Raw genomic sequence first — 13,995 nt, 5'->3', positions numbered from 1 at the left:
ACTCGCGTGTGACGTCATCACCGTCGGAAGGTACTTCGATAAGGATCAATCTCTGATCGATAACGAACACCATCACCGAAATGCACCAGATTCACGTCGAGCGCACACACCGCAAACGAGCATCAGGCAACCCCTCGCTACTCTACGGCGATAACGAAACTTATCCCGCTGTACGAGGCGTTTTTCACCGCGCCGCGCCTTGCCGACAATCGCTTCTCCGACTATCAAGCGGTGCTCAGACACCCTACGCATTCCTCTCCCCGCAATTTTCCGGTTGTTACTAATTAGCAACGAGATCCAAAAATCGGAACTTTGCACCACCCGCTTCAGATTCCAGCGTGGAGCACGTCGATGAAGCATGCTTGTATTTGAAAGGCGCGCGGATCGCGCGGCGCGTTTCGATAGCAAGCTATTACTTCAAAGCTCCGGTTGAAATCTGGCGAGGAAAGATGCGGTATTTCCAATTCGACTGCGACGCCGTCGATACGGCCGGTCGCCGGAATAGCGACATCGATCACACGGACGTACCGAACTACGTACGCGGTCACAGCGATGAGCTGCTCCACACGACGGCCCTAGTCCCGGCTACCACCGCGCGGCGCCGGCGCCGCTGGCTCGCATGGGCTTTGGTGGCTGCGAGCAGTTTGTTCGCCACCCAAGCCATGGCGATCGACGTCGCCAATCAGGCCGATTGGAATACCGCGGTGGCTGCCGTCGCCGCGGCGGGTCCGAACTCGACCGTGACGATCAACGTCACCTCCGGCTTCACCCTGTCGAGCTCTCTGGCGCAACTTCAGGCGAGCAATTCCGGCGTCGTCGTCAACATCACCGGCAACGGCCAGACCATCAACGGCGCTTCGGCGTTTCAAGGCATCCAGGTCAATGGCGCCAATGCGCCGACCGTGAACATTTCCAGCCTGACGATCAGCAACACCGCGGCGATCGGCGGCAACGGCCAGAACGGACAGAACGGTTACTACAGCGGCGGCCTGTCCTACGGCTCCGGCGGCGGTGGCGGCGGCGGTCTCGGCGCGGGCGGCGGCCTGCTGGTCGGCAGCGGCGCCAACGTCACGATCGCGAACGTGACCTTCACCGGCAACACCGCCACCGGCGGCGCTGGCGGCAATGGCGGCAGCGCCCAGAATGCGGCGGCCGATCCGGTCAATGGCGGCAACGGCGGCGCCGGCGGCGCGGCCAATAATGGCGGCGCGAGCGGCGGCGGCGGCGCGGGCGGCACCGGCGGACACGCCGGCGGCCAGGGCACGGCCGGCACCGCAGGCGCAGGTCTTGGCGACGGCGGCGGCGGCGGCGGCGGCTCCGGCACCACCAACAGCACGACCTATACGAATAACAACCCCGGCGGCTCCGGCAACGCCAATGGCGGCAATGGCGGCACCGGCGGCGACGGCGCCACCAACGCCAGCGGTGCGGGCGGCCCCGGACCAGGCTCCGACGGCGGCGCCGGCGGCAACGGCGGCGCCGGCAACGGCGGCGCGATCTACGTGGCGACCGGCGGCACGCTGACCATTCTCGACTCGCCGATCAGCGGCGCGGCCGTCACCGGCGGTGCAGCCGGCACGCCCGGCATCGGCATTGGTCCGAGCGCCATCAACGGCTTCAGCGCCGCGGCCGGAGCCGCGCAGGGCGCCGGCATCTTCCTCAGCGGCGTCACCGCCAATATCGGCGTGACCGGCGGCACCGTGACCTACGCCAACACCATCGGCGGTACCGGATTGACGACGGGCGGCGTCAACACGGCGATCAACAAGACCGGCCCCGGCATGCTGGTGCTGTCGGCCGCCAACACCTTTACGGGCAACGTCAACATCAGCGCCGGCACGCTGTCGGTCGCCGCCACCACCAACCTCGGCAACGTCGCCAATGACGTCGTGATCTCCAGCGGCGCCACGCTGGCCGTGACCGGCACGACGACGTTCGCCAACGGCCGCGACTTCAAGCTGACCGGCTCGGCGACCATCGACGTCGCCAGCGCGACCACCACGACGCTGCAGGGCGTGGTCGCCAACGGCGCTTCGGCCGGCACGCTGAACAAGAGCGGCGACGGCACGCTGCTGCTGTCCGGCACCAACACCTACACCGGCGCCACCAACGTCAACGGCGGCACGCTGCGCGCCGGAACGGCCGCGGCGTTCGGGGCCAGCACCGATTTCTCGGTCGCCTCCGGCGCGACGCTGGACCTCAACGGCTTCAACAAGACCTTCGGCACGCTGAGCGGCGCCGGCACGGTGACCGGCGCCAACGCCACGATCAGCGGCACCTTCACGCCCGGCAACGGCACGCCCGGCTCGTCGATGGCGATCGTCGGCAACCTCGCCTTCCAGTCCGGCGCGCAATATCTGGTGCAGGTCAATCCGACCACGGCGTCGTTCGCCACCGTCACCGGCACGGCGACGCTCGGCGGCGCGGCGGTGGGCGCGACCTTCGCGAACGGCAGCTACATCCAGAAGCAGTACACCATTCTGACCGCGACCGGCGGCATCAGCGGCACCTTCGGAGCGGTGACCGGCACCAACACGCCGAGCAATTTCCATTCGACGCTGAGCTACGATGCCAACAACGCGTATCTCAACCTGGTGCTGAATTTCCAGCCGCAGCCCGGGCCGGGCAATGCCGGCCTCAACACCAACCAGCGCAACGTCGGCAACGCGTTGACCGGTTTCTTCAACCGCACCGGCGGCATTCCGGCGGTGTACGCCAATCTGTCGCCGAACGGCCTGTCGCAGGCCGCCGGCGAGAGCCCGACCGGGACACAGCAGACCACCTTCAACGCCATGACGCAGTTCATGGGGGTGATGACCGATCCGTTCGCGGCGGGCCGCGGCGAGGCCGGCAATGGCGGCCGCGCGCCGGGCTTTGCGGCCGAGGACGACGCACTCGCTTACGCGGGCAAGCGCAACCCGAACAACGCGCTCGCGGCGATCTACACCAAGGCCCCGCTGGCGCCGCCGGCGCCGGTGCAGCCCTGGAGCATCTGGGCCGCCGGCTTCGGCGGATCGCAGACCACCGACGGCAATGCCGCGGTCGGCTCCAACACCGCGACGTCGCGGATCTACGGCACCGCCGTGGGCGCGGACTACCGGTTCTCGCCGTTCACCATCGCGGGCTTCGCGATGGCCGGCGGCGGCACCAACTACAGCGTCGCCAATGGCGGCAGCGGCAGCTCCGATCTGTTCCAGATCGGCGCGTTCGCGCGGCACACGGTCGGCCCGGCCTATCTGGCCGGCGCGCTCGCCTATGGCTGGCAGGACGTCACCACCGATCGCACCGTGACGGTCGCCGGCGTCGATCGCCTGCGCGCGCGCTTCAACGCCAATGCCTGGTCGGGCCGCGCCGAAGCCGGCTATCGCTTCATCGCGCCGCTCACGGACGGCCTCGGCGTCACGCCCTATGCGGCCGGTCAGTTCACCACCTTCGATCTGCCGTCCTACGCAGAAACCGTCGTGTCCGGCGCCGGCACCTTCGCGCTGGCCTATGCGTCCAAGAGCGTCACCAGCAGCCGCAGCGAACTCGGCGTCCGCACCGACAAGGCCTATGTGCTCGACAGCGCCATCCTGACGCTGCGCGGCCGCGCGGCCTGGGCGCACGACTTCAACCCCGATCGCGGCATCGGCGCGACCTTCCAGGCGCTGCCCGGCGCCAGCTTCGTCGTCAACGGCGCCGCGCAGGCCTCCGACTCCGCCCTCGTCACCGGCTCCGCCGAAGTGAAATGGCTGAACGGCTGGTCCACCGCCGCCACCGTCGAGGGCGAGTTCTCCAACGTGACCCGCAGCCTCGCCGGCAAGGGCGTCGTCCGCTACACGTGGTAACGTCCAGGCCCGGGCCGCCGCCGCGGTGAGCCCGGGCCGCTGACGATCGGCCTCCGCAGACACGCGCGATACCCGTCACAGAGCGTTGAGCTGCGCTTGACGGCCCGTGTCCGACTTGGTGCTATCCACGCCCCGCTTGCGCCCCGCATGGTGCGTTTCGGCGCGTCTCGTCACCGAGCGGAGAAAGCGGCATGGCGGAATGGATCAGGGCATCGATCGTCTTCGTGCTGTCGAACTATTCGCTGAGCTTCCTCGTCATCGGCCTGCTGGTCGCGTTGGGTGCGATCGCCCGCGCACCGAAGCCGCGGCGATCGCATGACGTGATCGAACGTCTACTGGCCTGGCACGTGTTCTGGTCGATCGGCGTCTGCTACTTCTACAACTTCGTCATGCACGGCTTCTTCGGCAAGATGTCTGCGGCGTTCATCGGCTGGGCCGACAGCCCGTTCCAGTTCGAAGTCGCCACCGCGAGCCTCGGCTTTTCCGTCGTCGGCTTCCTCGCCGCCTTCCGCAGCTTCGACCTCCGCCTCGCCGCGATCGTCGGCGCCAGCGTATTCACGCTCGGCGCTGCCGTCGGTCACATCAATCAAATGGTCACGCAGCACAATTTCGCCCCGGGCAATGCGGGGGCGGTGTTTTACACGGACATCGGCATTCCGCTGTTTGGTGGGGTGCTATTGTGGCTGTGGCGGCGGAGCGAGAGCGTTTCCCCTCCCGGAGCCAACTAATTCTTTGCGATGCCGCACGATGACGGCGAGTTTTCGCGCGAGCCCGTGCGGATGCGCGACCTCGATCTGCGATTTTCCTGATCGACCCTGTGACGCTGTTCGAACCGCGCGAGCGGAAGCGCAATCGTAGGGCTCGTGTCGGCGCAATGGCGGATTACGCTGCGCTAATCCGCCCTACGGGAATCCAACTTACGAACTTCGCCTTTCATCTCAAAGAACCGGATATCAATCCTCAGGTGTCAAAAAATAGATCGGCGAGAGCGGAAGTCGCTGCCGAGACTTCTGATCCAACTTTGGATATGCCTCAATCCAAAGCTCCACTAGACGCTCGGCGTTGATCAGCGTCACCTTGCGGCCAGTTTGCTTGCGAGCAGTATCCTCGGCATCCTTGGTAAATCCGCCAACCGATACGTAAAGCCCCACATCGCCGCTGTCGACGACTGCGAGAAAGGAATTCAGAGTAGGCAAATCGATTTTCTGATTGCCGCCTTTGACCTGAACCTTTATTCGCGGCGGCTGCGTCCCGAGCGGGTCCGTATGCGCAATGATGTCGATGCCGCCGTCCTTTCCGGGTGGAGACACCCACGCGATGTGATAGCCAAGCCCCTTCAGAAGTCCGGCGACCAAGTCTTGCATCTCGTAGGGCGGCATTGCCCGCAGGTGAGTTTCGATCTCGTCCCAAGCTTGTTCATCCGCCCTTTCGTAGGTAATACTAGCTTCAGCTTTTGCGGATTCCGCGGAGTCGAATTCCTCCAAGCCCTCAACTTGGGGCTTGGTTGGAGCGCCGACCCGCCATTCTCGGTAGAGCCTTATTGCCTCACGATAGAAAGCTTCTGGATCAAAGAAGTCTTTATACGCCTGCTGACCGGCGTGGGTGACCGACCAAATTCCCTTGTTCTTCACAAGCCAGCCGGCCTTCACGCAATCAATCGTAGCGAAACGAACAATTTTCTCAAATCGAGGCGTGCCGGTGCTCTCGTATAGTCCAGCCTCATACGGTGTCAGTTGTACGGACGCTGCCAATTGTTTGAGGGCTTCACGGGCTTGCAGCCCCTCAGGATTCGCCAAAAGTATTTCAAACAACCTACGTAAGTGTGCGCCAGTGCGCGGAATTGTAATCTCAGGCATGAGGCACCCTACTTCATTCGATAAATATTTCCGCAGCAAGCGCATCGGATAACGCATTGCGGGGACATGGAGAGTACTAATGGCGCAACGATATCGAGCGTCTAGCCTGCGTGCAACTGAGCAAGTCGTATCAACTTCAGCGAGAAGCTGTGGCGCAACCAAGCAAAAAGCCCCGGATCACTCCGGGGCTTTTTGTTTTCAGAGGGATCGCCGGGTCAATCCCGGCCATGACGGCGTGAGCAGGTAACAGCGGCCGCGCCAAACCGCGCCCGCCGCCCTTCCCCTTCTCAATACCGATAATGATCCGCCTTGAACGGCCCCTCGACCTTGACGCCGATGTAATCAGCCTGGTCCTTGCGCAGTTCGGTCAGCTTGACGCCGATCTTGGCGAGGTGCAGGCGGGCGACCTTTTCGTCGAGGCTCTTCGGCAGGACGTAGACTTCCTTCTTGTACTTGCCGTCCTTGTTGTTGGCGAACAGTTCGATCTGCGCCAGCGTCTGGTTGGTGAACGACGCCGACATCACGAAGGACGGATGGCCGGTGGCGTTGCCGAGGTTCACGAGGCGGCCTTCCGACAGCAGCACGATGCGCTTGCCGTCCGGGAAGGTGATCTCGTCGACCTGCGGTTTGATGTTGTCCCACTTCATGTTCTTCAGGGTGGCGACCTGAATCTCGTTGTCGAAGTGGCCGATGTTGCAGACGATGGCGCGATCCTTCATCGCGCGCATGTGCTCGATGGTGATGATGTCCTTGTTGCCGGTGGCGGTGACGAAGATGTCGGCGATCGGCGCCGCGTCTTCCATGGTCACGACCTGATAGCCTTCCATCGCCGCCTGCAGCGCGCAGATCGGATCGACTTCCGACACCATGACGCGGGCGCCGGCCTGGCGCAGCGACGCCGCCGAGCCCTTGCCGACGTCGCCGAAGCCGGCGACCATCGCGACCTTGCCGGACATCATCACGTCGGTGCCGCGGCGGATGCCGTCGACCAGCGATTCACGGCAGCCATACAGGTTGTCGAACTTCGACTTGGTCACCGAGTCGTTGACGTTGATCGCCGGCCACAGCAGCGTGCCGGCCTTCTGCATGTCGTAGAGGCGATGCACGCCGGTGGTGGTCTCTTCGGAGACGCCCTTGATGTTCTTGGCGATCTCCGCGAAGTAACCCTTCGGCTTCTCCTTGAGCTGCTTCTTGAGCAGCGCGAAGAAGATCACTTCCTCGTCGGAGCCGGGCTTGTCGAGGAAGGCGGTGTCGCCGTTCTCAGCGCGCAGGCCGAGATGGACGTACATGGTGGCATCGCCGCCGTCATCGAGGATCATGTTCGGGGTGCCGCCACCGTGCCAGTCGAACATCCGGGCGGTGTAGGCCCAGTAGTCCTCGAGGCTCTCGCCCTTGATGGCGAACACCGGGATCCCGGCGGCGGCGATCGCCGCGGCGGCGTGGTCCTGGGTCGAATAGATGTTGCACGACACCCAGCGCACGTCGGCGCCGAGCGCCACCAGCGTCTCGATCAGCACCGCGGTCTGAATCGTCATGTGCAGCGAGCCGGCGATCCGTGCGCCCTTCAGCGGCTGCTTCGGGCCGTATTCCTCGCGGGTCGCCATCAGGCCCGGCATTTCGGTCTCGGCCAGCGAGATCTCCTTGCGGCCGAATTCGGCGAGGCCGATGTCCTTGACGATGTAATCGGTGAACTTGGCGGTCATGCGGGTTCCTGCGGTTTAGAGAGGTTGTCGGCAACGCCGATGATTGCGCCCTCTCCCCTTGTGGGAGAGGGCTGCACAAACGCTCGTTCCATATTCGATTGGGTGAGGGGTTTTGCGAAGTCCCCTCACCCGCCCTCACTTCGTTCGGGCACCCTCTCCCACAAGGGGAGAGGGGAAGCGGTTACACCGCGCGCTTGAGCGCGTCGGCAAGATCGGTCTTCTCCCAGGAGAAGCCGCCGTCGGCGTCCGGGGTGCGGCCGAAATGGCCGTAGGACGAGGTGCGGGCGTAGATCGGCTTGTTGAGGTCGAGATGGGTGCGGATGCCGCGCGGCGTCAGGTCCATTGCCTCGGCGACCGCCTTCTCGAGCCTGTCTTCCGAGACCTTCCCGGTGCCGTGGGTGTCGATGTAGATCGACAGCGGCCGCGCCACGCCGATGGCGTAAGCGAGTTGCAGGGTGCAGCGATCGGCCAGACCCGCCGCGACGATGTTCTTGGCGAGGTAGCGCGACGCATAGGCGGCCGAGCGATCGACCTTGGTCGGATCCTTGCCGGAGAATGCGCCGCCGCCGTGGGGGGCCGCGCCGCCGTAGGTGTCGACGATGATCTTGCGGCCGGTCAGGCCGGTGTCGCCGTCAGGACCGCCGATGAAGAACTTGCCGGTCGGGTTGATGTGCCAGATCGTCTTGTCGGAGATCCAGTCGGCCGGCAGCGCCTGGCGGACATAGGGCTCGACGCGCTCACGAACCTGCTCGGAGGTCATGTCCTCGACCAGGTGCTGATGCGACACCACGATCTCGCGGACGCCGACCGGCTTGCCGTTCTCGTATTGGATGGTGACCTGGCTCTTGCTATCCGGGCCCAGCACCTTCTCCTTGCCGGAGTGGCGGGCTTCGGAGATCAGCCGCAGGATCTTGTGAGCGTAGAAGATCGGGGCCGGCATCAGGTCGGGCGTCTCGTTGGTGGCGTAGCCGAACATGATGCCCTGGTCGCCGGCGCCCTCTTCCTTGTTGGTGCCGGGCTGCAGCGCGTCGACGCCCTGCGCGATGTCGGCCGACTGCGGATGCAGCAGGATCTCGATGTCGCAGGTGTTCCAGTGGAAGCCTTCCTGCTCGTAGCCGATGTCCTTGATGGCGGCGCGAACGACGCTCTCGATCTGGTCGTTGGTGACCGATGACGGGCCGCGGGTCTCGCCGGCGATCACAACCTTATTGGTGGTCGCGAGCGTCTCGCAGGCGGCGCGAATCGCCCAGGGATCGATGCCGGCCTTCGGGCCTTCGCGGAAGAACAGATCGACGACTTCGTCGGAAATCCGGTCGCAGACCTTGTCCGGATGACCTTCCGACACCGACTCACTCGTGAACAGATAAGACGCACGCATCACCAACCCCTTATCCACCGGACCCACCGGCGGCGCTTCGTGAATGATATATCCCTGAAAAGTCAGTCGCGTCGACGCGAGATGACGTAGGATTCGTCGTAAAACCAGAGCCCGCTGTGCTTGCGCAAAACCTCTCTGGTGGCTTCCAGATAGTGGCCGCCCTGGGTCATTTCCGTCAGCCGGTCATCCTCGATTTGCGCGACATACACCGCGGCATTCCAGGCTGCAAAGGCCGTCGAATTGCCGATAGACCCCGTGACCTCGTTTGGCAGCGCCTCCATATCATAACGGAAGATCGACCGGCTATCCGCATAAGCGTTAAAATTGAGGTCCCGCCCGGCCGATCCGAGCTCGTATTTCACCGCACGCAGCAGCTCGTGGCGGCTCACAGAGAACGGGTTTTCATCGGGCCAGACCGCCTGGACGATTTCCAGCCCCGGATCGTGGCCGTGGGAGTGAATTCCGATCAGCCGCCCCCCGGCCCGCAGCGCGCGGGCCAGCGGCGCGATGATCCGCTTAGCCCTAAAGTTGACACTCGATTTGGCCCGGTAGGGTTGCGAAGCGATGATCAGGTCGAAATTCGCTTCGGTCCGCCCCGCCCGCGGGATCACCGAATCGAGCAGGAACCGGTGGTCCTCCCGGTACAGCACGATCGCCACCGGGCGCTCGTACACCGGCATTCCCGAGCGCGGGCTGACGGCGGCGCGCCAGTTCTCCTGCAGGAACGGCCCGAGCTCGGCGATCTGGGTCTCGAATTCGCCCGAGGATGCGCCGCGCAGCGGCACCTCGTGCCAGATCATGCCAGCGGCCGCGGTGGGCGACGCCGGCGTCAGCCACGGCGCCTCGGCGTAGTACATGTTGGTGAAGACGAACACCGAGGCCGGATGCTCGAACAGCCGGTCCGCCACCTTCTCCAGCGTCAGCCGGAGATCCTCGAGGCTGAGTTCCTTGCCGGCGACGTAGAACGGCATATGCGGGAACCGGCCATGCATGGCCCGCAGCACGCGCGCCAGCACCGTCCCATCGCCGCAGCCGGCGTCGAACACCCGCAGCGCCGGCGGGCGCGGATGGATGCTGCCGAGTTCCAGCGCGACTCGGTCCGCCACCACCCGCTTCTCGCTGCAGGTGTGAACGAACAGCAGATATTTCTGGCGGTTCTCGAAAAAGCGGAAATTGCTGCGCGGGTCGCGCCGCTCCGGCGGCACCACCAGGCCGCGCGGCGGCGGCGGCGTGCCGAGGCCGGCGGCCAGAAACGCATCGATCCGCTCCAGCGTATCGACGGTGATCCGCTTCCCCTCGCGCAGCCGGTGCACCAGCTTGCCGTCGTTGACGGCCCGGCGACCGAACGTCGACTCGGCCATCCCCGCCAGGCGGCAATAGTCGGAAATCCGGCTGAGGAGCTGGTCGTTCTTCATACGTCCAAAGTGGGAAGATCGAGTTCAGTGGGAAGCCGCACCATCGCCTGCCCACCGGACAAAAGCAACCCTCCGGCTCAAATTGGAACCTGGAAAGCCTCGCGCCGATATCCGGCTGTCATTTGGAAACGCCCCTGTTTCTGTTAAGAGGCCACCACCCCGCCAATCTGCCGGGGCGCCAAACGACGAGTGTGCGATGCGAATAGCGATGATCGGAACCGGCTATGTGGGGCTGGTATCTGGGGCGTGTTTTGCCGATTTCGGCCACGACGTGACCTGCGTCGACAAGGACGCCGACAAGATCGCGGCGCTGCATCACGGCCAGATCCCGATCTACGAGCCGGGGCTGGACGAGCTGGTGGCCGCCAATGTGAAGGCCGGCCGGCTCGGGTTCACCACCGACCTGACCGCCCCCGTCGGCGAGGCCGATGCGGTGTTCATCGCGGTGGGCACGCCGTCGCGGCGCGGCGACGGCCACGCCGACCTCAGCTACGTCTATGCGGCGGCCCGGGAGATCGGCGCGGCGCTGAAGGGCTTCACCGTGGTGGTCACCAAGTCGACCGTTCCGGTCGGCACCGGCGACGAGGTCGAGCGGCTGATCCGCGAGACCAACCCGGACGCCGACGCGGCGGTGGCCTCGAACCCGGAATTCCTGCGCGAGGGTGCGGCGATCCGCGACTTCAAGTTTCCCGACCGCATCGTGATCGGCACCTCGGACGAGCGCGCCCGCAAGGTGCTGGGCGAGATTTACCGGCCGCTGTCGCTCAATCAGGGGCCACTGATGTACACCGCGCGGCGCACCGCCGAGCTGATCAAATACGCCGCGAATGCGTTTCTCGCGACCAAGATCACCTTCATCAACGAAATGGCGGATCTCGCCGAGAAGGTCGGCGCCGACGTCCAGGACGTCGCCCGCGGCATCGGCATGGACAACCGCATCGGCCCCAAATTCCTGCACGCCGGCCCCGGCTTCGGCGGCTCGTGCTTCCCCAAGGACACCCGCGCGCTGGTCAAGATCGGGGCAGATCACGAGACACCGCTGCGCATCGTCGAAGCCGTGCTGACCGTCAACGACAACCGCAAGCGCGCGATGGCCCGCAAGGTGTCCCATGCGCTCGGCGGCAATCTCCGCGGCAAGACCATCGCGGTGCTCGGCCTCACCTTCAAGCCCGACACCGACGACATGCGCGAGGCGCCGTCGATCCCGCTGGTCACCGGGCTGATGGACATGGGCGCGAAGGTGCGGGCCTTCGATCCGGTCGGCATGACGCAGGCCAAGACCGAACTCCCCGACATCACCTATTGCGAAGACGCCTATGCGTGCGCCGAGGGCGCCGACGCACTGGTGATCGTCACCGAATGGGTGCAGTTCCGCGCCCTCGACCTCGCCCGCCTGAAGGCCGCGATGCGGCAGCCGGTGATCGTCGACCTGCGCAACGTGTACCGGCCCGAACAGATGGCCGAGCATGGCTTCAACTACCACGGCGTCGGCCGCGGCGGCTGAGCGGCCGCCGGATCAGGAGCCGAGCCAGAGGCGGCCGTAGACTGCGTTGACGGTCCATTCGCGGCCGCCGGTGACGATCCGCATCGTCATATAAAGACGATCGCCGCGCTGTTCGAAGTCGGCCGTGAATTGCTTTCCGTCGAGCCGGCTGCTCCGCACCTGCCATCGGCCGCTGCCGGTGAGAATGACGCGGTCCGGGCGCGGCTGCTCAGCCACGACGGCCGACCAACCGTTGTTGGCGGCGACCATCACATCATCGCCGCGACTCGACAGGTTGATCCGGCAGGTCGGGCATTTGCCGGCGTTGCTGGCGATCTGCTGCCAGTCGCCGAGCAGGAACGCGGCCTGGGCGTGAGCGGGCGGCGTGCCGCCCGCTGCGATCACGTTGAAGACGAGCAGCAGCGCGGCGAGCCGGACCATGCCGTGCCCCGCTCGCGCCACCCGCTTACTTACCCCAGACTTCCTGTGCGACTTCGACGGCGAGGCGCAGCTTGTCCCACTGCTCCTGCTCGGACAGGATGTTGCCTTCCTCGGTCGAGGCGAAGCCGCATTGCGGGGACAGCGCGAGCTGCTCCAGCGGGGCGAACTTGGCGGCCTCTTCCAGCCGGCGCTTGATGTCTTCGCGCTTTTCGAGCTCGCCGAACTTGGAAGTGATGACGCCGACCACCACGACCTTGTTGCCCTTCGGCAGGAAGCGCAGCGGCTCGAAGCCACCGGCGCGCTCGGAATCGTATTCGAGGAAGTAGCCGTCGTAGTTGATGCCGGCCAGCAGCGTCTCGGCCACGGGCTCGTAGCCGCCGGACGAGATCCAGGTCGAACGGAAGTTGCCGCGGCAGACGTGCGTGGTGATCACCATGTCGCTCGGCCGATCGGCAATCGCGTAGTTGATCACGCGAGCGTAGATCTGCTGCAGATTATCCGGATCGTCGCCGCGGGCGCGCGCTTTCTCCAGTTCGTCCTGCGAGCACAGATAGGCCCAGACGGTGTCGTCGAACTGCAGGTAGCGGCAGCCGGCGTCGTAGAACGCCTTGACGGCCTTGCGATAGGTCTTGGCCAGATCCTCGAAGAACCCGTCGAGATCCGGATAGACCTCCTTGGAGATCGCCTTGCGGCCGCCGCGGAAGTGCAGCACGGCCGGCGACGGGATCGTCATCTTCGGCGTCACATGCGCGATGTCGGCGTGCTTCTTCAGGAAGCGGAAGTGATCGAGCATCGGGTGATCATCGGGGAAGTCGAGCTTGCCGATGACGCGAATCGAATCGTTACGGGTCTGCACACCGGCGAACTGGATGCCGGTGTCGGGATGATAGAGTTCGGCGCCGGTGAGCTTGGCGAGAAAGTCGAAGTGCCACCACGAGCGGCGGAATTCGCCGTCGGTGGCGAGCTTCAGCCCGATCGCCGACTGCTTGTGGACGACCTTCTCGATCTCCATGTCCTCGATCTTCTTCAGATCGGCGGCGGTGATCTCACCCTTCTCCAGCTTGGCGCGCGCATCCTTGATGCTCTGCGGGCGCAGCAGGCTGCCGACCTCGTCGGCGCGGAAGGGGGCTTTGGTTCTTTGCATCGTCTCACTCCCAGGCAGGATCAGCTCTTGGTGGCAGCGGCGCCGGAGACGCCGAGATAGCGTTCGAGCGTCGCCGGATCGTCCTTCAGCGCCGCGCTGGGCGCCTCGTGAACGACCGTTCCGCGCTCCAATATCACAACGCGATCCGCGAGCCCGAGGATTTTTCGCGCATTCTGCTCGACCACGATCGAGCAGATACCGCCCGACCGCGTGATGGCGCCGATCGCCACCAGCAGCTCGTCGACGATGATCGGCGCCAGCCCCTCGGTCGGCTCGTCGAGCAGCAGCAGCTTCGGATTGAGCGTCAGAGCCCGGCCAATCGCCAACATCTGCTGTTCCCCGCCGGAGAGCTGATTGCCGAAATTGCTGCGGCGCTCTTCGAGCCGCGGAAACATCTCGTAGATCCGCTGGACCGTCCACGGCCCCGGCCGCGCCACCGCAGTGAGGTTCTCCTCGACGGTGAGCGACTTGAAGATGTTGCGCTCCTGCGGCACCCAGCCGATGCCGGCGCGGGCACGCTGGTCGGGCCGCAGCGAGGTGATATCGACACCGCCAAGGCTGATCCGGCCGGAGAACCGCCGGGTGACGCCGACGATCGAATTGATCAGCGTGGTCTTGCCGGTGCCGTTGCGGCCGAGCAGCGCCAGCACCTCGCCTTCCGGAAGACGCAGCGACATCTCGGGCAGCACCACCGCCTCGCCATAGCCGGCGCGCAGCTTGTCGATGGTCAGCAGCTCAGACATGCCCG

Annotated in this window: 10 protein-coding genes; 3 read left to right on the top strand and 7 right to left on the bottom strand. The window is 65.2% G+C overall.

What is annotated here, in order from left to right:
* Positions 1-662 precede the first annotated feature (662 nt).
* Both ACFFJ6_RS04640 and ACFFJ6_RS04635 read left to right on the top strand, forming a co-directional pair.
* Positions 663-3,827: an autotransporter domain-containing protein gene (locus ACFFJ6_RS04640; protein WP_378385729.1), complete on the top strand. Its 3,165-nt coding sequence runs from the start codon at positions 663-665 to the stop codon at positions 3,825-3,827.
* 191 nt (positions 3,828-4,018) lie between these two features.
* Entirely contained in the window at positions 4,019-4,555 is a 537-nt protein-coding gene (locus ACFFJ6_RS04635; RefSeq protein ID WP_378384841.1) for a DUF6790 family protein, read from the top strand.
* Positions 4,556-4,780: 225 nt separating this feature from the next.
* Here the strand turns inward: ACFFJ6_RS04635 and ACFFJ6_RS04630 are convergent, their stop codons facing one another.
* The 4 genes from ACFFJ6_RS04630 to ACFFJ6_RS04615 all read right to left on the bottom strand — a co-directional run bounded on the left by ACFFJ6_RS04630 (position 4,781) and on the right by ACFFJ6_RS04615 (position 10,179).
* On the bottom strand, positions 4,781-5,683 hold the full coding sequence (locus ACFFJ6_RS04630; protein WP_378384839.1) for a restriction endonuclease: 903 nt from the start codon (positions 5,681-5,683) through the stop codon (positions 4,781-4,783).
* A 287-nt stretch (positions 5,684-5,970) separates the two neighbouring features.
* Positions 5,971-7,386 carry an adenosylhomocysteinase gene (gene ahcY / locus ACFFJ6_RS04625; RefSeq protein WP_378384837.1) on the bottom strand — a complete coding sequence of 472 codons (1,416 nt, stop codon included), beginning with the start codon at positions 7,384-7,386 and terminating at the stop codon, positions 5,971-5,973.
* 181 nt (positions 7,387-7,567) lie between these two features.
* A complete protein-coding gene (gene metK / locus ACFFJ6_RS04620) occupies positions 7,568-8,764 on the bottom strand; it encodes a methionine adenosyltransferase (RefSeq protein WP_378385727.1) in 1,197 nt (398 codons plus the stop codon).
* Positions 8,765-8,826: 62 nt separating this feature from the next.
* Positions 8,827-10,179, bottom strand: a complete 1,353-nt coding sequence (locus ACFFJ6_RS04615) for a hypothetical protein (protein WP_378384835.1) — start codon at positions 10,177-10,179, stop codon at positions 8,827-8,829.
* 196 nt (positions 10,180-10,375) lie between these two features.
* On the opposite strand from ACFFJ6_RS04615, the gene ACFFJ6_RS04610 reads away from it, so the two are divergent.
* The gene (locus ACFFJ6_RS04610; protein WP_378384833.1) at positions 10,376-11,683 is read left to right on the top strand and encodes a UDP-glucose dehydrogenase family protein; all 1,308 of its coding nucleotides are present in this window, start codon (positions 10,376-10,378) and stop codon (positions 11,681-11,683) included.
* A gap of 12 nt (positions 11,684-11,695) precedes the next feature.
* Here ACFFJ6_RS04610 and ACFFJ6_RS04605 read toward each other — a convergent pair whose 3' ends face one another.
* Genes ACFFJ6_RS04605 through ACFFJ6_RS04595 form a run of 3 tightly spaced genes read right to left on the bottom strand, consistent with a single transcriptional unit; the run spans position 11,696 to position 13,990 of the window.
* On the bottom strand, positions 11,696-12,103 hold the full coding sequence (locus ACFFJ6_RS04605; protein WP_378384831.1) for a hypothetical protein: 408 nt from the start codon (positions 12,101-12,103) through the stop codon (positions 11,696-11,698).
* Positions 12,104-12,128: 25 nt separating this feature from the next.
* Complete coding sequence (locus ACFFJ6_RS04600; protein WP_378384829.1) at positions 12,129-13,247, bottom strand: cobalamin-independent methionine synthase II family protein; 1,119 nt, start codon at positions 13,245-13,247, stop codon at positions 12,129-12,131.
* 20 nt (positions 13,248-13,267) lie between these two features.
* Positions 13,268-13,990 (bottom strand): ABC transporter ATP-binding protein, encoded by a 723-nt coding sequence (locus ACFFJ6_RS04595; RefSeq protein WP_378384827.1) that lies wholly within the window; start codon positions 13,988-13,990, stop codon positions 13,268-13,270.
* Positions 13,991-13,995: the final 5 nt, after the last annotated feature.

The sequence above is a fragment of the Rhodopseudomonas telluris genome, assembly GCF_042432815.1.
GTDB lineage: Bacteria > Pseudomonadota > Alphaproteobacteria > Rhizobiales > Xanthobacteraceae > Rhodopseudomonas > Rhodopseudomonas telluris.
The sequence above is the reverse complement of the archived record's forward strand: the minus strand, read 5'-3'. Positions and strand labels throughout refer to the sequence as shown.